Annotated in this window: 21 protein-coding genes and 1 pseudogene; 14 read left to right on the plus strand and 8 right to left on the minus strand. The window is 44.7% G+C overall.

Translation table 11 applies throughout. From position 1 onward, the window contains the following. Positions 1-4: 4 nt before the first annotated feature. The 6 genes and pseudogenes from ACTUJY_RS06650 to ACTUJY_RS06675 form a co-directional block, all read left to right on the plus strand. Entirely contained in the window at positions 5-1,051 is a 1,047-nt protein-coding gene (locus ACTUJY_RS06650) for an efflux RND transporter periplasmic adaptor subunit (protein ID WP_463615285.1), read from the plus strand. Continuing rightward, positions 1,044-1,754: an ABC transporter ATP-binding protein gene (locus ACTUJY_RS06655; protein ID WP_463615286.1), complete on the plus strand. Its 711-nt coding sequence runs from the start codon at positions 1,044-1,046 to the stop codon at positions 1,752-1,754. The genes ACTUJY_RS06650 and ACTUJY_RS06655 overlap by 8 nt, the downstream gene beginning before the upstream one ends. Then, complete coding sequence (locus ACTUJY_RS06660; protein WP_463615287.1) at positions 1,751-2,908, plus strand: ABC transporter permease; 1,158 nt, start codon at positions 1,751-1,753, stop codon at positions 2,906-2,908. Before ACTUJY_RS06655 ends, ACTUJY_RS06660 begins: the two co-directional genes overlap by 4 nt. A 5-nt stretch (positions 2,909-2,913) precedes the next feature. Then, on the plus strand, positions 2,914-4,098 hold the full coding sequence (locus tag ACTUJY_RS06665; RefSeq protein ID WP_463615288.1) for an ABC transporter permease: 1,185 nt from the start codon (positions 2,914-2,916) through the stop codon (positions 4,096-4,098). 81 nt (positions 4,099-4,179) lie between these two features. Next, positions 4,180-4,395 (plus strand): hypothetical protein, encoded by a 216-nt coding sequence (locus tag ACTUJY_RS06670; RefSeq protein WP_463615289.1) that lies wholly within the window; start codon positions 4,180-4,182, stop codon positions 4,393-4,395. Positions 4,396-4,438: 43 nt separating this feature from the next. Then, positions 4,439-4,672, plus strand: a pseudogene (locus tag ACTUJY_RS06675) (IS3 family transposase); the annotation flags it as partial. 30 nt (positions 4,673-4,702) lie between these two features. Here ACTUJY_RS06675 and ACTUJY_RS06680 read toward each other — a convergent pair. Genes ACTUJY_RS06680 through ACTUJY_RS06690 form a run of 3 tightly spaced genes read right to left on the minus strand, consistent with a single transcriptional unit; the run spans position 4,703 to position 6,256 of the window. Next, positions 4,703-4,945: a Fic family protein gene (locus ACTUJY_RS06680; RefSeq protein ID WP_463615441.1), complete on the minus strand. Its 243-nt coding sequence runs from the start codon at positions 4,943-4,945 to the stop codon at positions 4,703-4,705. A 6-nt stretch (positions 4,946-4,951) separates the two neighbouring features. Further along, positions 4,952-5,686, minus strand: coding sequence for a virulence RhuM family protein (locus ACTUJY_RS06685; RefSeq protein WP_463615290.1), 735 nt, complete (start codon positions 5,684-5,686; stop codon positions 4,952-4,954). A 3-nt stretch (positions 5,687-5,689) separates the two neighbouring features. Beyond that, a complete protein-coding gene (locus ACTUJY_RS06690) occupies positions 5,690-6,256 on the minus strand; it encodes a DUF6933 domain-containing protein (protein WP_463615291.1) in 567 nt (188 codons plus the stop codon). Positions 6,257-6,447: 191 nt separating this feature from the next. Here ACTUJY_RS06690 and ACTUJY_RS06695 point away from each other — a divergent pair, with 191 nt between their 5' ends. After that, a complete protein-coding gene (locus ACTUJY_RS06695) occupies positions 6,448-7,632 on the plus strand; it encodes an IS4 family transposase (protein WP_463615292.1) in 1,185 nt (394 codons plus the stop codon). A gap of 332 nt (positions 7,633-7,964) precedes the next feature. Here the strand turns inward: ACTUJY_RS06695 and ACTUJY_RS06700 are convergent, their stop codons facing one another. Next, positions 7,965-11,159 (minus strand): ATP-binding protein, encoded by a 3,195-nt coding sequence (locus ACTUJY_RS06700; RefSeq protein ID WP_463615293.1) that lies wholly within the window; start codon positions 11,157-11,159, stop codon positions 7,965-7,967. A 74-nt stretch (positions 11,160-11,233) separates the two neighbouring features. Between ACTUJY_RS06700 and ACTUJY_RS06705 the strand changes: the two genes are divergently transcribed. The 4 genes from ACTUJY_RS06705 to ACTUJY_RS06720 all read left to right on the plus strand — a co-directional run bounded on the left by ACTUJY_RS06705 (position 11,234) and on the right by ACTUJY_RS06720 (position 15,669). Then, the gene (locus tag ACTUJY_RS06705; protein WP_463615294.1) at positions 11,234-12,175 is read left to right on the plus strand and encodes a hypothetical protein; all 942 of its coding nucleotides are present in this window, start codon (positions 11,234-11,236) and stop codon (positions 12,173-12,175) included. Next, positions 12,175-12,825: a methylamine utilization protein gene (locus ACTUJY_RS06710; protein ID WP_463615295.1), complete on the plus strand. Its 651-nt coding sequence runs from the start codon at positions 12,175-12,177 to the stop codon at positions 12,823-12,825. Before ACTUJY_RS06705 ends, ACTUJY_RS06710 begins: the two co-directional genes overlap by 1 nt. Before the next feature lie 75 nt (positions 12,826-12,900). Then, positions 12,901-14,754: an adenylate/guanylate cyclase domain-containing protein gene (locus ACTUJY_RS06715; protein ID WP_463615296.1), complete on the plus strand. Its 1,854-nt coding sequence runs from the start codon at positions 12,901-12,903 to the stop codon at positions 14,752-14,754. A gap of 369 nt (positions 14,755-15,123) precedes the next feature. After that, positions 15,124-15,669 (plus strand): hypothetical protein, encoded by a 546-nt coding sequence (locus ACTUJY_RS06720; protein WP_463615297.1) that lies wholly within the window; start codon positions 15,124-15,126, stop codon positions 15,667-15,669. A gap of 59 nt (positions 15,670-15,728) precedes the next feature. Here the strand turns inward: ACTUJY_RS06720 and ACTUJY_RS06725 are convergent, their stop codons facing one another. The 4 genes from ACTUJY_RS06725 to def all read right to left on the minus strand — a co-directional run bounded on the left by ACTUJY_RS06725 (position 15,729) and on the right by def (position 20,039). Next, entirely contained in the window at positions 15,729-17,177 is a 1,449-nt protein-coding gene (locus tag ACTUJY_RS06725; protein ID WP_463615298.1) for a sensor domain-containing diguanylate cyclase, read from the minus strand. 88 nt (positions 17,178-17,265) lie between these two features. Continuing rightward, positions 17,266-18,585 carry a 16S rRNA (cytosine(967)-C(5))-methyltransferase RsmB gene (gene rsmB, locus ACTUJY_RS06730; RefSeq protein ID WP_463615299.1) on the minus strand — a complete coding sequence of 440 codons (1,320 nt, stop codon included), beginning with the start codon at positions 18,583-18,585 and terminating at the stop codon, positions 17,266-17,268. Beyond that, positions 18,582-19,535 (minus strand): methionyl-tRNA formyltransferase, encoded by a 954-nt coding sequence (gene fmt / locus ACTUJY_RS06735; protein ID WP_463615300.1) that lies wholly within the window; start codon positions 19,533-19,535, stop codon positions 18,582-18,584. The genes rsmB and fmt overlap by 4 nt, the downstream gene beginning before the upstream one ends. A gap of 3 nt (positions 19,536-19,538) precedes the next feature. Continuing rightward, on the minus strand, positions 19,539-20,039 hold the full coding sequence (gene def / locus ACTUJY_RS06740) for a peptide deformylase (RefSeq protein WP_463615301.1): 501 nt from the start codon (positions 20,037-20,039) through the stop codon (positions 19,539-19,541). Positions 20,040-20,238: 199 nt separating this feature from the next. Between def and ACTUJY_RS06745 the strand changes: the two genes are divergently transcribed. From ACTUJY_RS06745 to ACTUJY_RS06755, 3 genes are read left to right on the plus strand one after another with little or no spacing between them, the layout of a single operon-like run. Then, entirely contained in the window at positions 20,239-21,333 is a 1,095-nt protein-coding gene (locus ACTUJY_RS06745; RefSeq protein ID WP_463615302.1) for a LysM peptidoglycan-binding domain-containing protein, read from the plus strand. 35 nt (positions 21,334-21,368) lie between these two features. Continuing rightward, complete coding sequence (gene dprA / locus ACTUJY_RS06750; protein WP_463615303.1) at positions 21,369-22,469, plus strand: DNA-processing protein DprA; 1,101 nt, start codon at positions 21,369-21,371, stop codon at positions 22,467-22,469. Positions 22,470-22,513: 44 nt separating this feature from the next. Then, complete coding sequence (locus ACTUJY_RS06755; protein WP_463615304.1) at positions 22,514-22,987, plus strand: Smg family protein; 474 nt, start codon at positions 22,514-22,516, stop codon at positions 22,985-22,987. Positions 22,988-23,136: the final 149 nt, after the last annotated feature.

The raw sequence follows: 23,136 nt of genomic DNA on the forward strand, positions 1-23,136 counted from the left end.
TCGTGTGAAAGATAAAAGCCAATTGCTGCAACAACTGAGCATTGATCGTAGCGAAGCTCCGTCTTCCAATACCTATTCATTGCGCTCGTTTCTGATTGGAATTTCCGTCAGTTTGATTCTCGGCTTTTTACTGGCCTATTGGTGGTTGCCGCAAGCGAAAACTCCGCGAAATACTCAGCCTTCAGCAACCGCTGCGGCAAATTCATCTAAGTCGGCAACCGATACCGCTCCTAAATCTTCAAACACACCACTGACACAAAGCGATTCTGTTCTCAATGCTTCGGGTTATATTGTCGCCCGGCGTATGGCTACCGTTTCTGCAGAAATAATGGGTCTTATCACCGAGGTGAATGTGGAAGAAGGCATGCGGGTAAATGAGGGCCAGGTATTAGCAAGACTCGATGACGCTATTGCACGAGTCAATTTAAACTTGGCTCAAGCACAATTAAACTCAGTCAGTGCCACGGCAGATGTTGCTAAAGTAGTTCTGGCAGAAGCTCGCAGCCATCATCAGCGTATTGTCAATAATCAGTATTCCAGTGATGCTGATCGCACCACAGCTATCTCGCGATTGCAACAAGCGCAGGCAAATTTAATTCGCAGTGAAGCGGACTTGGAGGTAGCACGTTTTAACGTCCAGCAACAACAAGAACGACTAAACGACCATGTTATCCGTGCGCCTTACGCTGGCGTGGTCACTGTAAAAAATGCACAGCCTGGTGAAATCGTTTCACCGGCATCGGCTGGAGGAGGATTCACCCGAACCGGTATATGTACCCTAGTTGATATGGATTCGCTGGAAATTGAGGTGGATGTAAATGAATCTTATATTGGCCGAGTTTTCGAAGCTCAGCCAGTTGAAGCTCGGCTCGATGCTTACCCGGACTGGATCATTCCTGCGCAAGTCGTTGCAATTATTCCTACGGCTGATCGTGCCAAAGCAACAGTGCGCGTGCGTATTCAATTGAATTTGAAAGATCCAAAAATTTTACCCGACATGGGGGTCAAAGTTGCCTTTATGTCAGCAGAAAAGGATAACACTAATGAATGATAAGAATTCCGGTAATGAAAGTTTGTTTCATCTCAGTAAAGTCAGTAAAGGCTTTGTGAAAGGCAAAGAACCCATAGCTGTATTCGATAACCTCAACATGAACATTGAGCGTGGTGATTTTCTGGCGATTATGGGGCCGTCGGGTTCAGGTAAAACCACTTTGCTGAATATGCTGGGTGGCGTCGATCAGCCCAGCTCCGGAGAAATTGTGTTTAATGGCCAGCGCATCGATGCACTTTCTGAAAGCCGGCTGGCGGCTTGGCGTGCTAACAACGTTGGCTTTATTTTTCAGTTTTATAACTTGATGCCAATGCTAAATGCCGCACGCAATGTGGAATTGCCGTTGCTGTTAACCCACTTGAACAAAAGTGAACGCAAGAAAAATGTTGAAACCGCGTTACAACTGGTAGGGCTAGGCGATCGGGCTAACCATATGCCGAGCGAACTTTCCGGTGGGCAACAACAACGGGTGGCCATTGCGCGGGCAATAGTGTCGGATCCAAAATTGCTGCTTTGTGATGAGCCAACCGGTGATCTGGATCGTCACACTGCCGATGAAATTTTGGAAATGCTGCAATTGCTCAATCGGGATTTTGGCAAAACCATAGTGATGGTAACGCACGATCCAGAAGCGGCGAAATTTGCCAAGCGCACGTTGCACTTGGACAAAGGCGAGTTCGTTGAGAAGGAACTGGTGGCATGAACGATCTCTATCTGGTGTTTAAAAACCTGACGCGCAAAAAGTTGCGCTTCTTTTTAACCAGCTTTGCGATCTTTATCGCGTTTTTAATTTTTGGTGCGGTAATGGCGTTAAAAGGGGCGCTCGATTCCGGTGTGGAAATGTCGGCCGACAATCGTTTGGTGGTGGTGCACAAAACCAACTTTACCCTTTCGTTGCCCTACGCTTATGTGAACAAAGTAAAAAGCATTCAAGGTGTAAAAGACGTTACTCACGCCAACTGGTTTGGCGGATTTCAGGGCGAACCCAGTAATCAGGTGATGACCTTCGCGGTGGACCCGGAAACTTATCTCGGTGTTTACAGCGAGTTGGTGGTACAACCCGAGCAAAAGGCCAACTGGATTAAAAATCGCACCGGCGCACTGGTCGGTGAACGGTTAGCGAAAGCCAACGGCTGGAAAGTTGGTGATCGCATTCCCATCTCTTCCAATATTTTTTCTCATAGAGATGGTGGGCACACCTGGGAATTTGTAATTGAAGGTATTTTCAGTGCCGAAGAAGAACAAACCGACACCACTTATATGATGTTCCATTACAAATATTTTATGGAAACGCAAACCTGGGGTGGCGATTACGTTGGCTGGTTAGTACTAACGACTGATGACGCGGCACTCAATGAGCAAGTGGCAAAAGCCATTGATGAAGGTTTTGCTAACTCATCAACCGAAACCGATACCAGTACCGAAAAAGCCTTTAACAAGGCGTTTATTGAACAGGTTGGTAATATTGGCCTGATCATTTTTGGTGTGATCTTTATGGCGTTTTTTACCATCTTAATTTTGGTGGGTAACACAATGGTGCTGGCGATTCGTGAGCGTACTGGCGAAATTGCGATTTTGAAAACTCTGGGCTTTCCGTCGATCCGCATTTTTAAAATGGTGTTAATGGAGTCGCTGTTTTTGTCGTTTACCGGTGGGTTGTTGGGTCTTGCGGTTTCTTACTTTGTGATTGCTGGCGTATCTCAATTTCTGGCACGTTTTTTACCGAATATTGTGCTGTCACCAACTATTGTTTGGCAAGCGCTTGCGTGTATGGCTTTATTGGGATTGATTACCGGTATTGTGCCGGCGCTCAATGCCTTGCGTTTAAACATCATTACAGCTTTTAGTCGGGGGTGATTAAGATGCCTGTGCTCTCTCAAAGTTTGGCAGTGATCGCTATGAATTTGCGATCGATCCCGCGGCGGATCTGGATGTCGTTGGCCATGGTTTTGGCCAGCGCGGTGGTAGTGGCCATTTTGCTGGCGTTTCTAGCGATGGCGCGCGGTTTTGAAGTGACCTTAAGCAGTGCTGGTTCAAACGATGTTGCCATTTTTATGCGAGGCGGCTCCGGTGCCGAGTTAAATTCTACGGTGTCGCGTGATCAGGTCAGTCTGTTGGAAACCGGTCCGGGTTTGTATCATGGAGATAAGGGGCCGGTTATTTCGGCGGAGCTTTATGTGATTGTTGATGGTATTAAAAAGACTTCGCAAACCGAAGCCAATATTCCTTTACGCGGATTGGATTTGGCTGGCACTGAATTGCGTGCCGGATTTCAACTTATTGAAGGCCGTATGTTTGAGCCAGGTACCAATGAGTTAATTGTGGGTGCCGGAATTTTGCGTGAGTTTGACGGTTTCGATTTGAATCAGGAAATGCGTTTTGGTAAATACCGCTGGAAAGTCGTCGGTGTGTTTACAACCGGAGGCAACGTGTTTGAAAGCGAGCTTTGGGCGGACGCCAAAGTGATCCAGAGTTTGTACAACCGCGGCAGTTACTTTCAATCGGTACGTGCTAAATTGGAATCGCCCGAAAGCTTAAGCAAAGTTCAAGAATACATTGATCAGGATCCCAGGTTAAACCTGGATGTGAAAACCGAAAGCGCCTATTTTGCCGAACAAGGCAGCAGTTTGGGTTATATGGCCATATTTGGTCGTGTGATTTCTTCGATTATGGCGTTAGGTGCCATCGCCGGTGCGCTGAATACCATGTACACCTCGGTGGCGGACCGAGCGAAAGAAATTGCGACCCTTCGAGCCATTGGTTTTAGCAATACTTCCGCGTTTATCGGCACAATGTTTGAAGCGTTGGTATTAGCAGCGATTGGTGGCCTGGTTGGTGCGCTGGCAGCTTATTTGTTATTTGATGGACTGAATGCTTCAACTTTGGGTGGTAGTTTTACCCAAGTCGTGTTCAGCTTTAAATTAAGCAGCGACTTGTTTGTTCAAGGGCTGAACATGGCACTGGTAATTGGTTTGATCAGCGGTTTTTTCCCAGCCTGGCGCGCAGCGAAAGTGCCTGTGGTGGTGGCGTTTCAGGGTGGGCAGTGAGCTTTGGTACTTTCCTCTGTTTTCAGTTGGTTAAAAATAGCATTACTTATAAAAATGCCACGCCTTTGAAAGTGCTCCTTTATGTCGGTAATTATTGGTAACTACCGAAAAGGCCGAGGAGTTAGAAATCTTAAAAAAGGCGGCGACCTATTTCGCGAAAAACCAAAAGTAGAGCGATTTTGGTTCATGTTTGAGTATCGCAATCAATTCAAGATGGTCCGAATGATTGCGGTACTCAACGTATCCCGAAGTGGGTATTACGAGTGGTTAAAGAACAAAGACACGCTTAGTGCTTGAGCCTTAGCACGCCAGGAACGATACAAAAAAGTGAAACACGCTTTATAACTTGCTTCAAAGCATGAGTCGAAAAGGCAACTGTTGGGAAAATGCTGTTGCGGAAAGCTTTTTCCATTCACCCAAAGTTGAGGCCATTCAATTTGAGCCAATCAAAGATCGGGAAAGCATGCGACAACATGCTTTTGAGTACATAGAAGTTGATTACAACAGAAAACGAAAGCATAGTTCTCTTGGCTACCTTAGCCCCGAGAATTTTGAGTTGAAAAATGTTGCTTAAGGAAGTGTCCGGTTTCGCTGGTGCAGATCACTAACTCTTTTTTACATCATCACTTGATAGCATATTCATGATCAGTTTGATGATTATTTCTTTTTGTTTTGGATCGGACTCTGCTACCAGTAAGGTTAATGCAGCCAATCCAGTATCATTAATGACAGGTTGATTTTGTGAGTTTAATAAACGTTGATTTCGGTGCAAAAAATCGATAAATAGGAATGCACCACTGCGTTTATTGCCATCAGAAAATGGATGATTCTTGACAACAAAATACAGTAAATGCTAGGCCTTACTCTCTATCGTGGGATAGGCAGGCTCACCGAAAACGGATTGGTCCAAGTTTCCAAGAATAGAATCTAACCCGTGTTTATCTTTAGGGTTAGCAAACAGCGCTGTTGCCTCTCCTCGCGCCATTAATTGTTGTTTTAATTCTTGCAAGGCTGCGTTAGCCTCGCTTAATGATGGTAGTACACCACCAGACTGACCCAATGGCGTTTCTAAAAGCCCTTCATCGTATCGTTGCAACCATAAAAAGGTTTGGGTATAACGACTGACTATTTCAATCAGGCCACGGCCAGCGTCTTTGGTTAGCTCATCGCTTTTAGCTGCCTTTTCGATTAGCTTTAATGCCTGCTGGAGCTCTTTGGCATTCTGATCGAAACGCTGTTGGTTGAGGGTATAGCCCTGAATTAAATACTCTTTTAAGCGTGCCGTTGCCCATCTGCGAAATAATACGCCTTGTTGAGACTTTACTCGATACCCAACAGAAATAACTGTATCCAAGTCATAAAAAGCGACCGGCTTATCGGAATTGGCAATATGCATTTTTTGCATATTGCTTTTCACGTTGATTTCACCTTCTTTGATTGCATTGCGTATATGACGTGAAATAACAGATTGATCTCTGTCAAAAAGCTCTACCATTTGTGCTTGGGTTAACCATGTCGTTTCGCCTTCAAAACGTACATGAATTTCCGTATCACCATTTGCTGATTGATAAATTTCAATTTGCTTCATCATTTATTCCTTTTCGGCTATCACGTCCAGTAGCTGCAACATCGCCTTTTTGGGCCAGATATAATCTTTTTGTCCTTTAATATTACGCGGAGAGTCAGCGAGCCAAGCAGCCGTACGATAAGGAGACAAGTCCTGAATATTAACATTGTCGTGCCATAGCAAGTTTTCTATTTCAAACTTGGCCTGATTCATTGTGCCTTGCACTGAGCGGTCGCACTGGGTATCGATGCAGAGTGGTTCGATTAATTGCGCAACAGCATCCATGTGGGTTTCATCGCAGCCGATCTTCATTAAGGTATTAAAAAACGCATCTTCAAAGTAGACATCGAGGTTGTCGAATTGTTTTTTTGTTAGGCAGATGACCAATAATGGGAAACGGGTTTTATCGTGCATAAAGAATACGCAGTTGCGACGTTGCAGGGTAAGTAAGTTAGCGTGCCAACTACTCAGTAAGCTTTCGTTTTGCTTTATATCAACGTTCACTGGTGGGCGACTTTTATACGGCAAAAAGCCCTGTTCGTCAGGCGACAGTTTGGTGAGCAGCTTTTTTGTACAATGGAGTTTTATCATAATTTTAATTCTTATCTAAACTTTGCTTTCGTTTCCCGTTTTTCCGAATTTATTTAAAATCAATGTCTCTGACCCTGAGCAATCCCCACAAATAATCAAAGAAAAACAATAAGATAATTAATATCTCAGGGAACATTCATGGCATTTGGTGATCTGATCAATCGCCAAACATCACAAATCAAGACAATGCCATGAATGCGACCAATATTGTGAATAAAACACTATCACTTGTCACTCCAAATAGGCATGTTTATAGACGAAATGCTCTTATAAAATGTGTTGAAAGTTTGGTGGCTGGAAATGCAGCAACGGTTACCTCTTTAGGACGAGGAATTAATTCACCTGCAAAAGAAAAACATAATATTAAACGGGCAGATCGACTACTTTCTAATTCAAACCTTCAAAATGAAAGAACGGCTATTTACCGACAGCTGACTCACTCAATTGTCGGAATGAATAAGCAGCCGATAATAGTTGTCGATTGGTCAGATTTAGATGAATACAAACGGCACTTTTTACTGAGGGCTACACTTGTTTCCAATGGACGAGGCTTATGTTTATACGAAGAAATTCACGATATTAAAACAAAAGAGAAAGCCATCACACATGCAAAATTTCTTCATCGACTCGCTGGAGTATTGCCTAAGCACGCTCGTCCAATTATTGTTACTGACGCTGGATTTAAAACCCCTTGGTTTCGATCGGTATTAACACAAGGATGGGATTTTTTAGGACGAACACGCTTACCGAACTTTTATTCTATCGATAATGAACACTGGCAATGTATTACCCATTTGTATCGAAAGGCAACTTCATCAGCTAAGCTGTTTTCCGGCCAAATTGCTCGTCGAAATCCGCTGTCATGTCAGTTAATTATTTATAGGCAGCAAGCTAAAGGAAGAAAAGCCCTCAATCGCTCAGGTATTCCGAGCCGCTCAAAGTATGCCAAGGTTTACAGTAAAACAGCGAAAGATCCTTGGCTCCTAACAACCTCATTATCGCCAGATAGAAAATTAGCGAAAAGAGCTGTAAAAATTCATCAGCTTAGAATGCAAATCGAAGAAGGTTTCAGAGACATGAAAAGTCGGCGTTATGGATTAGGATTCGAATACAATAAAACCACTGATATGAAACGAATGGCGGTATTGATATTACTCACTACTTTAGCACACTGGATTTTAATGCTCTTGGGAATGATGTCGAAACTAACCAATACGCACAGGCAATACCAAGCCAATACGGTAAAATCTAAAAATACATTGTATCTTCACTTTATTGGCTTGAGAGTTGCTGCAAATAAACACTGCAAACTATTAATTAGAGATGCGTTCTCTGCAATTAAAGAACTACAGAGAACGAGCGGTTACTGTTGTTAAAAGTGTGCTTTGAATTTGTGGGGATCGTTCAGAGGCAGCAGCCTGGTATATATGGCCATATTTGGTCGAGTCATTTCTTCGATTATGGCGTTAGGTGCCATCGCTGGCGCGCAGCGAAAGTGCCTGTGGTGGTAGCATTTCAGGGTAGGCAGTGAGCTAGCCGAACTGAATTTTGGATAAGATAAATGAGAGTTTAAAGCCGATAAATATTTTATTTTTTGCCGCCATTGAAGCGCTTCCTGCGCACAATGACTAAAAAATCGTCCCTGATTGAGCCAAAAATAAAATATTTATCGGCTTTTTAGCCATCGGGAGCTAAATCCAATTTCAGATTAATGAATAATCTTAGGCAACGTATACTTTTTCGGTAACCGAATTTCTGTTTTAAAATTACGAAACGCATCGCCTTCTTTGCCGCTGGTGAGCAGAACTTCGATACTGCCGCCGGCTTCTTCCAAAAAGCCCTTTACCGCATCCATGCCGACACCGCGACCGGATATGTCAGTGACTTCGCTCGCGGTCGAGAAACCGGAAGAGAAAATTAAGTTGGCAATGGTTTGATCATCGGGTTTGGGTTGATCGGAGTTGAACAAATGCTTTTCTTGTGCGCTTTTATAAATATTTTGTAGCGCCAGTCCACGGCCGTCATCTGAAACTTCAATTACCACCTGCTCGTCTTTCGGTAGTACACGAATCACTATCTGGCCTGCGTCGGATTTGTTTTTTTCCTTTCGTTCTTTCGGGCCTTCGATGCCGTGATCGATTGCGTTGCGTAGCAGGTGCACAAAAATATTATTCAACATCGAATGCACTTCTTTGCGGATCAGGCAATTGCCATTATCGATATCCAGTAAAGGTTGTGGTTTACCAAGTTGGTGCGCCAACGAGTGCACTGATTCGAGAATAGCATCGATAATCCCGCTAACCGGCTTCGCTTGTGTTTTTGCCAACACTTCAAAGGTTTCGTCGATCCATAATCGAACCGGCGGTGTGGTGTGACTCAAGTCTAACTGCAACGCTTCTTGCACCAAATCGAGAATGCGTTTTTGATCAATCACAATGCCTTTTTCGTTGTTGGAACGCAGGCGCAGTTTTTCTTCGGCAACCACTTCATAACGTTTAATATCCTGCTCGGCTTGCGACAACTCTTCTAAGAGTTGTTGTGGTTGCCATTGCATTTGCTCGTCTTTACGTAATGCATCGTAGGTATGCTCAACGTTGTGTACCGAATCGGTAATGTAGCTGAAGCCGTAAGTACGTGCATTGCCTTTTACCGTATGCATGTTGCGAAACAAGTTGGCCACTAAGTCCGGATCTTTGTCTTTGGCATCTTCAATCAAATGACGGCAACTGCCGATGAACTGATAAGAAGTATTTAAAAACTCATCGAATTTTTCCGAGTCTACCGAAAGTATCTGACCGATAATTTCCAGCTCGCGTTTTTGTTCTTCAGCGGCTTGTTGCAGTGATCGTAATTCGGTCACATCTCGAACGGTTACCATCAGCTTTTCAATTTCATCGGTGTTCTGATTAACAATTGGCACCCAGTCAAATTCTAGAATTTTATCGTCACCGTTATCCATGTGTTTTATCGCTTCATTCACCAGTAGATGAGAATTAAAATCAAACATCATTTCTTCAACGCCGATCAGAGAATCAACGGCTGTGGATATTTGATTGATGACATCTGAACCTAGGTTGGTGTTATTAAACACCACATCCATGAAGTGCCGATTCGCAATGCGATCGGTTTCTAAAATTTGTTCCAGCCAAGCGGAGTATTCACTGTGAATGGTGCCGCTTTCTACAATGGTAAAGAGCCCTTGATGCAAGTTTGCCATCATGGTAGCAATGTCTTTGTTTTTCTGTCTTAGCTCGGCGGTACGCTCTTTGACTTTTTGTTCCAATGTGCGGTTTTGTTCTTCGATCACCTCACGCATGCGAATGTTTTTAATCGTCGTAACTAAGAGACGAGCGATCGACGCAGCAAACTCGTAATCACTGTCAACAAAATTAACTTCATTCACCATTCCTGAAAAATTCATGGCACCGATGAGTACATCTTTATCCACCAGCGGAACGCAGAGTAAGGCTTTGGGTGGTTGATCTGAGTCACTGACAAAGTCGTCGTCTTTCGCCGTATTGGGTACAAACTTAATGCGCTTGGTTTTGGCGACGCGACCCAAAATGCCTTCTCCCAATGAAAACTGTACGGGCTTGCTATCAGGGTCCACTTGTTTTGGGGGATAAGACGCTTTGACTTCCAGTTTTTCTTCTTGGTTCATTAAAAACACTGAACCGTAAGCGACACCGGTTTGTTCATGCATAGCCGCCAATACCGATTCCAATGCCTGATTTTGATCGCGCGTCGCCGCTAAAGCTTCACCGGTAGAGTTAAGTTTCGCCAAATCAGACATTTTCTTTTTGATGGACTTACGCATCGAATTAAAGTTTTGCCAGGCCAACGCCATTAAAATTAACCAAGCGATGATGACACTTTGACTGCTGAAGTGAACGGTTTGTTGGACGTCTTGTTGGCGTTGGTTGAATAATTGATCGGCTTTTAATAGTAAGTCATCAAATTCCGCGACTACTTTTTGTATGGCACTGTCGGACACGTCCAGTTGTTCGCGTGCAGCCAGAGTTTGTTTCACTTGCTGAATTTTAAAATCGACAATTGAGTTTTCGGCTGTGGCCTGTTGATCGATTTGTTCCAGAGCCGATTGATAATCCTTCCAAAGTTTTCGTTCCTTCAAATCAGGAACATTGTTTTCCGCATTTTGATTGCGAACACGAATGCCGTTTACGGCATCGGCAATATCTCTTTTAGCACTTTGAAGCTTTTCCAAATTACTGGTATCGAGAATGTCTTGAAACGTATTGAATAATCCAATAATCAATCCATCGAGACGGCCGGCAATGCCTTCAAGTAAATCTCGGTTTTTATCGTCGTCGGCGTATTCGACCCAGACCACGTCTAATAAAAAAGCACCCGCATCATCAATCAGGTTGCTGAGCTCTTTAAGTGATTCGCCAGCAGCTGCTGTTGCTTGCAAAGTCGCAACCTTGGCGTCGAACATGGCGTTGACTGCGGTAATGTAGTTATCGTAGTTTTGTTTAGCGGTCGACATTTGTTCTGTCATGGCATCGTCGTTACCAACAGTGCGTTTCAATTCGGTAAATTGTTGCTGGAACAACAGATCACCCTGCTTAAAGTCATTGCGCACTTGTTGTATTTGCTCTTCGCTCACGGCGTTGTAGCCAGACGAACTCAATTTGCCAAGCTTTAACAGACTGATTTGCAATTGATTACTTTGCTTGAGCACCGGTACCGCACTTTCGTTAACCTCGGAGGTGGAATCACTGATGTCCATCAGGTTGTAAAGTGCCACCAAACTGGATAACGACAGCAATAAAATGATGATGCCGAAGCCAAGCCATATTTTTTGTGAAAAGTCGAGTCTGAACAATGGATTACCTTTATTTGAATGTTCCCTGCTTAAGTATGGACAAAGAATGAAATTCATCAACTTCGTCGCCTTTAACTTTTGACGTTCGCTTCTATACTTGGATGGAAACGAAAAATTAAACAGGAAGCCCTATGTCTAAACCGCCTAATTTACAACGGCGTGGCTGTTTGTTACTTGTCGGATGTGCTTTGACGAACAGTGTTTTTTCAGCCGAAACCTTCATGAATACCGAGCTCAGTTACAATGATGATGACAATATCGTGCGAGCGGAAAGTGATCAGGAGCCGTTGTCGGAGCATTTTTATCTGGTTACCGCTTCAGTAGGACAGTTTATCGACCTCGATAACGGGTTAAGCATGACGTATTCTGGCAACTTAACATTGACGGATTATTCCAACTGGTCAGGTCTTTCACACACAGACCTGGGCGGACGCATCAAATTACAGAAAAAAATCGGTTTGGGTGCTTTCGTCCCGACGTTTGGAAGTGAGCTGTCTCTGGCGACACAGCGTTACGATGTTTCAGTACGTGATCAGCAACAATGGGATCTGTCACTGTTTTGGCTAAAGCGATTGGATGAGCAGTGGGATGTGCGTATTTATTCCGGCTATTTTGGCTCTAAAGCGGATAAAACAACGCCGGCAGGACATATGGGCACCGATACTCCAGGGCCTGGACCAGCGCCCGCTGCCTGCCCCGACACACAAAAACCCGGCGATGTGTTCGATCAGTCGGCATTTTACCTCGGCAGTGAGTTCGGTGTGGCATATGGCGAAGCACAATTTGTCACGCTGGATTATCAATTTCGAAGTGGCGATATCGCTTCTAGCGCCGTACCTTACGAAAAAATTGTTTGCGCTGCGACTGCCATTACCGCTGATCCGGCCATTGATACAGGCTTTTTTGCTTACAAGCTGGATGCCGATTCCCATCAGTTGACTTTAAACTGGAACTACGCGTTTTCTATTGTCCACTCTGCGTCGTTACAGCTACAGCACTTGAGTGCTTCGGCAACCAATGGCATCGATTACTCAAACAATCGATTTGCCGTGCAATGGTTGATGGCCTTCTGATGCACCGTCCGATACGGCGCTATTTATATGGGTGCTTGGGTATTTTGCTATGCCCGCTTCCGTTTGCTGCTAATTTAACGTTTCAGTTTTCCGATGGTCAGGAAAATGCGGTATCGGATGTGGTGGTAGAGCTGTTACCGAGTCAACCAACTAAGGCGTTAACGACCGACCGCGTGGTCATCGATCAAATTAATAAAGAGTATATTCCCAGAGTGGTGGTGGTGCGTCGTGGTGGGCAGGTGAGCTTTCCCAACAAAGATGATATCAAACATCATGTGTATTCTTTTTCTGAAGCTAAGCAATTTGAGTTGCCTTTGTATGAAGGAACACCAGCAGAACCTGTCGTGTTTGATAAGGCCGGTGTGGTCATACTGGGGTGCAATATTCACGATTGGATGCGTGGGTACATTTATGTAAGTGAGTCGCCACTCACGGCTGTCAGTAATCAACATGGACAAGTTCGCTTTTCCAATTTACCTGCCAGTGGTTATCAGGTGCGGATCTGGCATCCGCAATTAAAAGAGCATTCTGAGCCTAAAAACATTCAACTCTCGGAGCTCGAACAAAAGGAAATTTCCGTCAGTTTGGAGCTGAAGCAGGCGTTAAAAATTCGACGTAATCAGGGCAATCGTCGTCGGCGATACGATTAAACTTTTTCGTAACCAATGTTGCAATTCCGACGCTTTCATACCCGCCTAATAATTTGGTTTTCCTTGTTGCTGCTCGTGTTGCAGGTTTTGATTTTTGTATTGGTCAGTCGCGCTTATTTGGAAAACGCTAAACAAGTGATCGCGCACGATTTACGGTTAGGCGGTGGTGTTTTTCAACGCCTACTCGATGAGCGTCGATTTCAATTGTTGCAATACGCTAGGTTGATGTCGGCGGATTATGCGTTTAAACCGGCCTTTTACTCCGGCGATCACGACACCATCATTTCGGCCATGAACAATCATTTGGCGCGCATTGATGGAGCCGATCAAATGGTGCTGGTGGATCTGAATAATCGCGTGATCGCTGATACCCGCGAATTGTGGCAACCGCAACAAAGCTTTCCCTGGCCCGACTTGCTTGAGCGCGCGTTGGCTGATGAGTACGCTGAGGCAACCGGTGTGTATCAATGGCAAGGTCGTCCTGTTCAATTTGTCACAGTGCCCTATTTGGCACCGGATTTGGAAGCTTGGATATTGATCGGCTTTGCGATCGACGAGCGAATGGCTGAAGAATTAAAACGTCTGGTTGCGAGTGAAGTGTCCTTTTTACTACAGGACGAGAAGCAAAACTGGCGTATGGTGTATTCCAGCTTTCAGCAGCCCATTCAATTCGAATTGCAGCAAGTATTATCGAAAACGGAGTTGAAACAGTTTTCGCAAACGCCGGTATTGCTCAATGAACAGCGCTATATTGGATTGGTTACAAAACTGTCTCGAGACGGAAAAGTGTCTTCATTATTGCAGCGCTCATTGGATGAGGCATTAGCACCTTATCTGGTATTACGAAAAAATTTATTGATATTGTTTGCCATCGCACTGTTGCTGTCTATTGTGGTGGCGGTGTTTATCGCTGGTAAAGTCACGCAACCGGTAAAGCGATTGCAAGCCGGCGCAGAAAAAATAGAAAAGGGAAAATTTCAGACTCGAATTCAAATTCCACAAAAGGACGAGCTTGGTCAGTTAGCACAGGCGTTTAACCGAATGGCTCAAGGACTGGAAGAAAAAGAAAAAGTACGCAACCTACTCGGCAAAGTGGTTTCTGGCGCTATTGCCGAAGAATTGTTACAACGTCGTATTGAGCTTGGCGGTGAAGAAACCACAGCCACCATTTTATTTTCCGATATACGTAATTTTACTCAACTCTGTGAAGGTCGAGCACCGAAAGAAATTCTTAATTTGCTCAACACCTATCTGTCGGCCATGAGCCAGGTGATAGAAGCGCAACAGGGCGTCATTGACAAGTATGTTGGTGATGCCATTATGGCGCTGTTTGGTGTGCCCGTATCGCATGGTAATGATGCCAATTGTGCGGTGGCCGCTGCCTTGACGATGGTGCAACAATTGAAGCAATTACAGCGTGATAATCGTCAGTTTGCTGGTTCAATCGAAATTGGTATCGGTATCAACACCGATCGAGTGGTGGCTGGCAATATGGGGTCACCCAATCGTTTGAATTATACAGTGATAGGCGACGGTGTAAATTTGGCTTCGAGACTGGAAAGCTTAACCAAGTACTATGGACAACGCATTTTAGTCAGTGACGCGACTCGCCAAACCGCCGAAGATTATCTTTATCAAGAAATTGACCGCGTTGTGGTGAAAGGAAAACAGCGTCCAGTGACTTTGTTTACGCCATTAACCAAGAAGGATACGGCGACCGATGAGCATCATCAGCGGGTACTCATTAGTGAAACATTTTTACACCATTATCGGCGCTGCGAGTGGAATGCTTGTGAGCCATTGTTAAAACAGATGGCGCATTGGCATCAAGCCAAACTGATCACCCTGTATCGGCAGAGGATTGCGGCGCTGCAAGCTGAACCTCCAGTTCAAAACTGGAACGGTGTGTTTCATTTTCAGCAAAAGTAACGCTCGAATTCGAGGTATAAGTGAAAGGTAACCGCGCTCTAGAAAATTGCACTGAAAGTCGGTCTTCGAACGTTCTATCGCTACGCCACATTACAGGAAGTGTCCAAGACAAGGTGGTCCTTCGGTTTTAATCGTCAAATTATTTGACCTTGAACTCACTTTAGAGAGTAAATGGTTGACATTCGTTACCAAATCCAGTTAACTGAAAGTATAAAAAATATTCAACTTCTCCGTTTTAATAGCAAAAAAATATGAATGCACCGAAATAACGATTTTTTTGTATAAGTAAAGGTGCAATATTCGTTTTAACGCAATCACCACAGTGTTTTAACTCGAAAGTGTCGAGCGAATGCGCGCGGAGGTAGACTTATGAATAAATTATTGGCTTTTTTTTCTTTAACTGCATTTAGTGGTTTCCTGCTTGCGCAAAATCTGGCGGAAGTAAAAATTGAAATCAAAGAACCCAACTTTGATAGCATACTTTCTAAAAACAGTCGCACTTTACGTAAACTGTCACAGAAAAATGACATTCGCTGCTCACAACCTTCAAACGCGGTTAATCATCGGATCGATGAACTGTTAAAACTTCGGGATACCGATAAGTTGAAGCCTGCGCTAAAAAACTTATATTTGGATACCAGCGACGAAGCAACGGAAATTATTACTCGATTGCAAAGTGTCGACTTGGGGCTTGGGCAGGCAGCGATTAATAATTGCGCTTTATTTTTTCGCAAAAAAAATGCGTTACCTTATTTAAATAATGCTTCATATTGTTTGGATAAATCCATGGTGGCGGATAAGTTTTTGGCGCTGGATTCTGCTGAAGATATTTTTACGCGAAAACAAGAATTGGCAAGTAAAATCAAGAAATCGTCGAAAGATTATTGTGACTTTTACTATCCCTCGATCAATTAAATAAACATCTTGAAACAGAACTTTAAAGTTAATACTGAAATGTAGGTGAAAGCAGATATTTACCCTTCCGGCTGAGCAATTTCAACACAATCTCGCCCGTTTTCTTTGGCGGTATAAAGCGCACTGTCCGCTCGAAAAACGGCCATTTCACAAGTATCATTATTACACAATTCCGTAACGCCAAAGCTTGCGCTGACGGCGATGCGTTGTTGTTGGTAGTTCACGGGTTCACTTTGTAAAGTGTGTCGAATATTTTCAGCAAGTATTTCCGCTTGAGCTAACTCACAATTACTGAGTAATAGTATGAACTCCTCCCCTCCCCACCGACAAAATAAATCGGAAGTCCGACACCGTCTTTTCACGCGTTCCGAAATCGACTTCAGAACGGTGTCACCCGCCATATGACCAAACTCATCGTTTATTTTTTTGAAAAAGTCGATATCAAAAATAATCAAAGAAATTTTGTGTTTGATACGCTTGAGCTCGTCAATTTTTTGTTGAAACAAAAAATTAAACGCATGTCGATTGAGCAGTCCGGTCAAAGCATCGGTGGTTGCCAAATGTTCCAATTGATGTTGATATTTGTTCAAGGTGATATGGGTTAATACAATGATAACACTGGTGATCACTAAGCAAATCATCAGGTTTAAGATCAGGGTAAAGAATGCATCATCAATGATGGCATTTTCTGCCTGTTCAACGACCAGGAACCACTTAAATTGAGGGATATAGCGTGAGTTAAGGTGGTAAGTTTTTTGACCTCTTTTAAAACTTAAGCGCAGGCTTTTTTGATCCATAATTTGATCGACCAGCGATTGCATCAACACAATGTCTTTTAAGGTGTTGAAGGGACGATCAAAACGATTGGTTAACGTAACGGTACCATGAGTATTGATAAAATAGATGTTGCTGTTGTATTTTCGGTGATAGCTTGTGATGATATTTTTCACGTGATTGATGGGTAATCCAACACCCGTTATACCAATGAAGTTTTCATTAAAATCAAAAACCTTGTGATTTATAAAAATAGTGACAGTATCGTGATTAACTTGATCGTAGTCGACGTTAATTTCGTAATCGTCTGAACGATCACGAGCTCGGAAATACCATTGATCACGTGGAGCCGTATCTTCAATTTGGCGATTAACCCCACTCGGGTGATAGTAGTTGCGGGTTTGCTCCGAAATAAAATAGCTGGTAACGGTACCAAATTGCTGTTGAATTTGCGAAAGGTAGCGGATCACTTTTTCTTGTTGTTGTTCGCCCTCCAGAACCCAATCACGTAAAAACGTATCGTTTGCCATTTGTTGGGAAATGAAAATGGGCATGAGCAAGTCACGTTGAATTTCAGAATATATCGTGTCACTGGTTAATGGTAAGTTACTTTCTGTAATTTGTGTTCGTAAGGAAACCAGAGAAACGAAATAGGCGGACAAGCTGGTGATCACAAAGCCCACCAACAAAAGGACACTAATGGCCAATATCAGTTGTTTTTTTCGCGGTAACACGCCTTATACCCAATCCACCATTTCCAAGTTTATTGGGTATCAACCCAATCAAGCTAATTCTCAAAGACTAGCGTATCGGGGGGGAACTTCAAGCCGGTGTCGAAAGTGGTTGTTCTTTTTTCTGCAGCAAACAATAGAAAAAACCGTCGTGCCAGGACTGAGGAAAGATTTGCCCGCCGAAGCCGGTGTCTTCAATATCAAGTCGATATTCTTGTGGCAGTGGCACTATGGATGCGTCGGGTTGGGATTTAACAAACCGTTTGATTTGCTTTTGATTTTCGTCCGGTAACAAAGAGCAGGTTGCATAGAGTAAAAATCCGCCAGGTTTTATCTGAGGCCACAAGTTATCGAGTAATGCACGTTGTAACTTAACCAATGGATAAATATCGTCATCGCGGCGATGGAGCTTGATATCAGGTTGTCGGCGAATAACACCAGTGGCAGAACAAGGTGCATCGAGTAAAACGGCATCGAACGGTTCCGGCGCTTGCCAGCTGCTTGCATCGGCAACGATTAATTGGCAGGGGCGACCAATACGTTTTAGATTTTGTTCTATCTTTAGCGCTCGCTGAGCATCGTTATCAAGTGCGGTAAGCTCAATGTTTGAGAATCGCTCTAACAAATGCGCAGTTTTACCACCGGGTGCTGCACAAGCATCCAGCACTCTGTTGCCAGGCTTTACTGGCAATAGCCAGGCGGCCAATTGTGCCGACAAATCTTGTACCGAAAAGAGCCCTTCTTCAAATAGTGGTAGTTCGGTCACGTTGCGAGGCGTAATTAACTGGCAAGCACTGGTTACTGAGGCATGATTGACTGCTTCACAACCCGCCTGGTTGAGCAAATGCATCGCTTGGCTGCTTTGAGGATGCGACTGATTGATGCGTAACGTCATTGGCGCCTTCAGATTGCTTTGTTCGCAAATGCTCTTCCAGCGTTTGGGCCATGAATTACGCAGTCGTTTCAGTAGCCAACTGGGCATTTCAAAGATAACGTCTTCCGAAGCTTCGTTGAGCTTAATTTGGGTTTTGTTGCGTTGAGCGTTTCGTAATACGCCATTGACTAATCCGGCAGCCCAGGATTTATCCAATTGTCGACAGGCATTGACTGATTCAGAGAGGACAGCGTGTTCTGGAGTATCCAGGTAGAGCAACTGGTAGAGTCCACTGAGTAACAAGGCTTTAAGTCGGAATTCGCGTTTCTTGAGCGGTTTTTGCAGTAATTGCGTCAAATGCCAGTTAAGCACCTCAAAGTGACGAGCACATCCAAACAGACATTCTCGAGCCAGTGCTTGATCGCGCGAGTCGGTAAGTATGTGATTGATTTGCGCGGTCACCGCATTGGCAGAGCGTCCCTGGTCGATGATTTCGGCCAACCAGCAGGCGATCTGGGTTCGCAAATTGAGTTTCACTCGGTAGCCCCAATGGCCTTACCAGGCATAAACCAATGGGCCCGTGAATTTAACAGGTCAGCGGCCATCATTCGGCGACTTCCGGGTGGTTGCAGCTCTTGTAAAGTTAGGGCACCTTCACCACAGGCAACGACGATGCCTTCACGTGATGTTTCAACGACGGTTCCTGGTTCACAAGAGGTTGTTTTTTGTTGTGCGGATGCTCGCCAAACTCTTACAGGTTCCCCTGATCGTTTAAAGAAGGCCACCGGCCAGCTGTTAAAAGCGCGAACTTTCCGTTCTAGCCGATCAGCGGGCAATTGCCAGTCTATTTCGGCTTCCTGTTTCTGTAACTTATGGGCATAGGTAACACCCAGTTCATTTTGCGGTTTTGGTGAACAATTGCCTTCCAAAATTTGGGATAAGGTATCAACTAACGTTTTGGCACCTAACGTTGCAAGGCGATCATGCAGAGAGCTGCCGGTTTCATCAGGATTGATAGTGAGTTTGGCTTCTGCCCAAAGCGCTCCGGTATCCAGCCCTTCGTCCATTTGCATAATGCCGACACCGGTTTCTAGATCACCGGCTTCAATGGCTCGTTGGATAGGGGCGGCACCCCGCCAGCGTGGCAGCAAGGACGCATGGACGTTGATGCACCCAAGTCGAGGGACTTCGAGTACGGATTTAGGCAACAGCAGACCATAGGCTACAACAATCATTAAGTCGGGCTGATAACTGGCGAGCGTTTCGATATCGTCGGTGTTTTTGAAGTTTAGTGGTTGCTCGACCGGGATGTTATGTTGCAATGCCAATTGTTTTACTGGGCTTGCTTGCAGCTGCTTTCCACGGCCGGCTTTACGATCCGGTTGAGTGTATACTGCAGAAACTGTATGCCTCGTAGTCAGCAACTCTTTTAAGCAATGGGCGGCAAAATCCGGTGTACCGGCAAAAACAATATTCAGATTGCTCATCTACTAACGCCCTTTTTGGGCTTTTTTGAGTTTCTTTTTAATGCGTTCGCGCTTAAGCGGTGACAGGTAGTCGACAAAAAGCTTACCTTGAATATGGTCGATTTCATGCTGAATACAAACGGCGAGTAAATCGTGTGCTTCGAGGGAAAAGGTTTTGCCTTTGCGATCTTGTGCTTCGACGGAGACCGAATCGGCACGTTCGATTTTGGCGTAAACACCCGGAAACGACAAGCATCCTTCTTCGCGTTCTTCAACGCCGTGTCGCTCAGTGATTTTTGGGTTAATCAGTACCAATGGATCGTTTTTATCTTCCGAAATATCAATGACAATCAATTGTTTATGATAGTTCACTTGAGTGGCAGCAAGACCGATACCCGGCGCTTCGTACATGGTTTCAAACATGTCATCGATTTGCTTTTGTAACGCTGGGCCAAAATCGCTGATGGGCTCTGCTTTAGTGCGCAGTCGCGGATCGGGGTATTCGAGGATTTCTAATAAAGCCATATATGTGATCTAAGTTCTAGTAAAAAAGTAACTTTTGCTGCTAAGATTATGATCATACTGAATAAGTTTCGTGAAAGATACTTGTTTAGCCGACTCAACCCTGCGAATCATTGTCGTCTGGTTAGGCAGTTACCGGATTCATCTGCTATCACTTATTCAGTAGTACTAACCCGACATTATAAAATAAGGGATATCTGTTATGAAAAAGTTTATTGCCGGATTGGTAGCGACGATAGCGTTCGTCAGCTGCTCATGGGCACAGGCGGCGGAACTGAGACCTGATCATCCTGAGTTTCATATCGTACAGCCGGGCGATACCCTATGGGATATTTCTGCGCAGTTTTTACAAGACCCCTGGTTATGGCCGGAAATCTGGCATGTCAATGAACAAGTTGACAATCCTCATTTGATTTTCCCGGGTGACGTATTGGCTTTAATTTATATTGATGGCAAACCTCGTATTATCAAAAGTGACCGACTTCCCGATGGTACGGTAAAGTTGTCGCCGCAGGTCCGTGAATTATCGCGTGGGCAGGCGATTACCACTATACCGCTCGATGCCGTTCTGCCTTTTCTGGTCAGTGCCCGTGTGGTGAGTGAAGAAGAGTTGGCTGTTGCGCCATATGTGTTGGCCGGTGATGAAGGCCGATTGGCCAATGCTATCGATAACAAGGTATATGTGCGCGGTATTACCACTCCGGAAGCCAGCAAGTTTACTTTTTTCCGTGAAGGTGAAAAGTATGTCGATCCCGATACCGGTGAGCACCTAGGAGTTGAGGCGGTTCATCTCGGTTCCGGTGTTAAAGTACGTACCGGTGATCCGTCGACGATTCGCATTGAAAAGTCAGTTGCTGAAATTTTAAAAGGCGATCGGTTGTGGCCGACCAATGACGAACAGCTGCGACCCTACTATTTTCCTCATGCGCCTTCCAGCGATATTGATGCTTCCATCATCTCAGTGTATAACGGCGTAGTGCAAATTGGTCAGTACGATGTGGTTGTACTTAACCGTGGTGAACGAGATGGTTTGGAGGTGGGGCACGTTCTCACGGTATTCCAACGAGGCAGCGAAGTGGAAGATCCTTACGCGCGTGACAACAAAAACGTGAACAAAGACGGCGCTTTTAAGCAGTTTTTTAAAGATCTGGTTAATAAGAAAGACAAAGTCTTGTTGCCCGATGAAGAAGCGGGTATGTTGATGGTGTTTCGTACTTTTGAAAAAGTCAGTTTGGGGCTTGTTTTGAAAGCACAACGTCCATTGCACGTACTGGATAAAGCCAAAACACCTTATTAAAAGACATTCATCCTAATTTTTCAGGAGGTTCATGGATGAGCCCACACACCTATCGCCATTGGCTGAAGCTCGAAAACATCGAGGGGATCGGTTGGTCAACCGCGCAAAAACTGCTGTCACATTTCAGTGATATTGCCCAGTTGTTTGAAGCATCCTCCGCACAGCTTAACGAAATCGGTGCTTCGCAAAAACTGATTGATGCGTTGCAAGATTCACCGAAAATCGATACCGATCCCATTGAACGATGGTTGGCGACGAGCGCTAATCATCATTTACTTACACCGGATCATCCACAGTATCCACGTCTGTTAAAGCAAATTCCGGGTGCGCCTTTACTGCTTTATTGCAAAGGCAATCTGAAGCTGTTGCAACAACCGCAGTTGGCCATTGTTGGCACTCGTAATCCCAGCGCTGGTGGACGAGAAGCGGTGAAAGACTTCGCGCGTACCCTCGCAGGTCGGGGCATGACCATTACTTCTGGGATGGCGCTTGGTATTGATGGTATTGCTCACCGAGCCGCGCTCGATGTTGGCGGAACAACGATTGCTGTTTGTGGGACTGGGCTTGATCGTGTTTACCCAGCACGACACCAGGCGTTGGCCCGAGCTATAGCTGAACGAGGTCTTTTGATTTCAGAGTTTCCTTTAGGAACCGGTGTGCGTGGTTGCAATTTTCCGCGTCGTAATCGGATCATTAGCGGATTGAGTCTTGGCGTTTTTGTTGTCGAAGCGGCGATAAAGAGTGGCTCTTTAATTACGGCAAATTTAGCGGTGGAGCAAGGTCGTGAAGTGTTCGCCTTACCTGGCTCGATACACAATACGTTGGCCAAAGGTTGCCACGCGTTAATCAAGCAAGGCGCGCACCTAGTGGAAACAGCGGAGGATATATTACAGCATCTTGGCTGGTTGGCTCTGGCGCAACAAGAGTGTGATGTGACGACGGAGGTTCCTGAGAACGAGCGAATGGCTGAAGAGTTTCAGCAGGTGTTGGTTCATATCGATTTTTCCCCTACGCCTTTGGATCTTTTGGTGGAGCGAAGTAAAAAATCGGTGGCCGAACTTTCGTCGATCTTGTTAACATTGGAGCTCGACGGCTGGGTGATGAACACAGCGGGCGGGTATCAGCGACAAAAATAATGGAAAAAGTGCTATAGGGCACTTAACCAAGATTAGGGGAAACCATGAAAAACGACGTACTTGACGTCCTGATGTACATCTTTGAGCGCTTTCAGGATCAGGAGTATGTAATCATCGAAGAAGCCAGCAAGTTGGCCTCGGAACTGACGGAAGTTGGCTTTTCCGATCGTGAAATCGATTCGGCACTGGACTGGATCGATGGCCTTGTCGATATGCGAGAAAAAACGGACAGTCAGTTATCAGAGCAGGCATTGCCAGTTTTCTCTAATCGTATTTTTTGTGAGCAGGAAAGTCGAGTGCTTTCACCCAAATCGCGCGGCTTTCTTTACCACCTTGAACAATTGGGAGTGCTTGATCCCCTATCTCGGGAATTGGTAATTGATCGCGCCATGGCATTGGATATGGTGGATGTTGATCTGGAACAGGTTAAGTGGATTGCTATGATGGTGATGTTTAACTTGCCGGGTCGAGAAAGCGCCTGCGCCTGGTTTGAACATGCTGATCACCATATTCATTAAATTAAGATTGGGTTACGTACCGCATTAACCCGCTTGCAAAATGGGTTGAAGTTTTTTAAATGCTCTTCGACTTACGGAAATATTTTCCCCTGTAAGACTCCTTTGCTAAAATACGGTTTCCGTAGTCAAGTTTAATTACTGGATTGAAT

The sequence above is a fragment of the Pleionea sp. WD8-19 genome, from assembly GCF_055326765.1.

What these genes read in the sequence shown, in the direction of transcription:
- ACTUJY_RS06695 (WP_463615292.1), top strand. Translation starts at nt 6,448, where the DNA reads ATGAATGCGACCAATATTGTGAATAAAACACTATCACTTGTCACTCCA.
- ACTUJY_RS06665 (WP_463615288.1), top strand. Translation starts at nt 2,914, where the DNA reads ATGCCTGTGCTCTCTCAAAGTTTGGCAGTGATCGCTATGAATTTGCGA.
- ACTUJY_RS06705 (WP_463615294.1), top strand. Translation starts at nt 11,234, where the DNA reads ATGTCTAAACCGCCTAATTTACAACGGCGTGGCTGTTTGTTACTTGTC.
- ACTUJY_RS06700 (WP_463615293.1), bottom strand. Translation starts at nt 11,159, where the DNA reads ATGAATTTCATTCTTTGTCCATACTTAAGCAGGGAACATTCAAATAAA.
- fmt (WP_463615300.1), bottom strand. Translation starts at nt 19,535, where the DNA reads ATGAGCAATCTGAATATTGTTTTTGCCGGTACACCGGATTTTGCCGCC.
- ACTUJY_RS06660 (WP_463615287.1), top strand. Translation starts at nt 1,751, where the DNA reads ATGAACGATCTCTATCTGGTGTTTAAAAACCTGACGCGCAAAAAGTTG.
- ACTUJY_RS06690 (WP_463615291.1), bottom strand. Translation starts at nt 6,256, where the DNA reads ATGATAAAACTCCATTGTACAAAAAAGCTGCTCACCAAACTGTCGCCT.
- ACTUJY_RS06755 (WP_463615304.1), top strand. Translation starts at nt 22,514, where the DNA reads ATGAAAAACGACGTACTTGACGTCCTGATGTACATCTTTGAGCGCTTT.
- ACTUJY_RS06710 (WP_463615295.1), top strand. Translation starts at nt 12,175, where the DNA reads ATGCACCGTCCGATACGGCGCTATTTATATGGGTGCTTGGGTATTTTG.
- ACTUJY_RS06685 (WP_463615290.1), bottom strand. Translation starts at nt 5,686, where the DNA reads ATGAAGCAAATTGAAATTTATCAATCAGCAAATGGTGATACGGAAATT.
- def (WP_463615301.1), bottom strand. Translation starts at nt 20,039, where the DNA reads ATGGCTTTATTAGAAATCCTCGAATACCCCGATCCGCGACTGCGCACT.
- ACTUJY_RS06670 (WP_463615289.1), top strand. Translation starts at nt 4,180, where the DNA reads ATGTCGGTAATTATTGGTAACTACCGAAAAGGCCGAGGAGTTAGAAAT.
- ACTUJY_RS06745 (WP_463615302.1), top strand. Translation starts at nt 20,239, where the DNA reads ATGAAAAAGTTTATTGCCGGATTGGTAGCGACGATAGCGTTCGTCAGC.
- dprA (WP_463615303.1), top strand. Translation starts at nt 21,369, where the DNA reads ATGAGCCCACACACCTATCGCCATTGGCTGAAGCTCGAAAACATCGAG.
- ACTUJY_RS06655 (WP_463615286.1), top strand. Translation starts at nt 1,044, where the DNA reads ATGAATGATAAGAATTCCGGTAATGAAAGTTTGTTTCATCTCAGTAAA.
- ACTUJY_RS06720 (WP_463615297.1), top strand. Translation starts at nt 15,124, where the DNA reads ATGAATAAATTATTGGCTTTTTTTTCTTTAACTGCATTTAGTGGTTTC.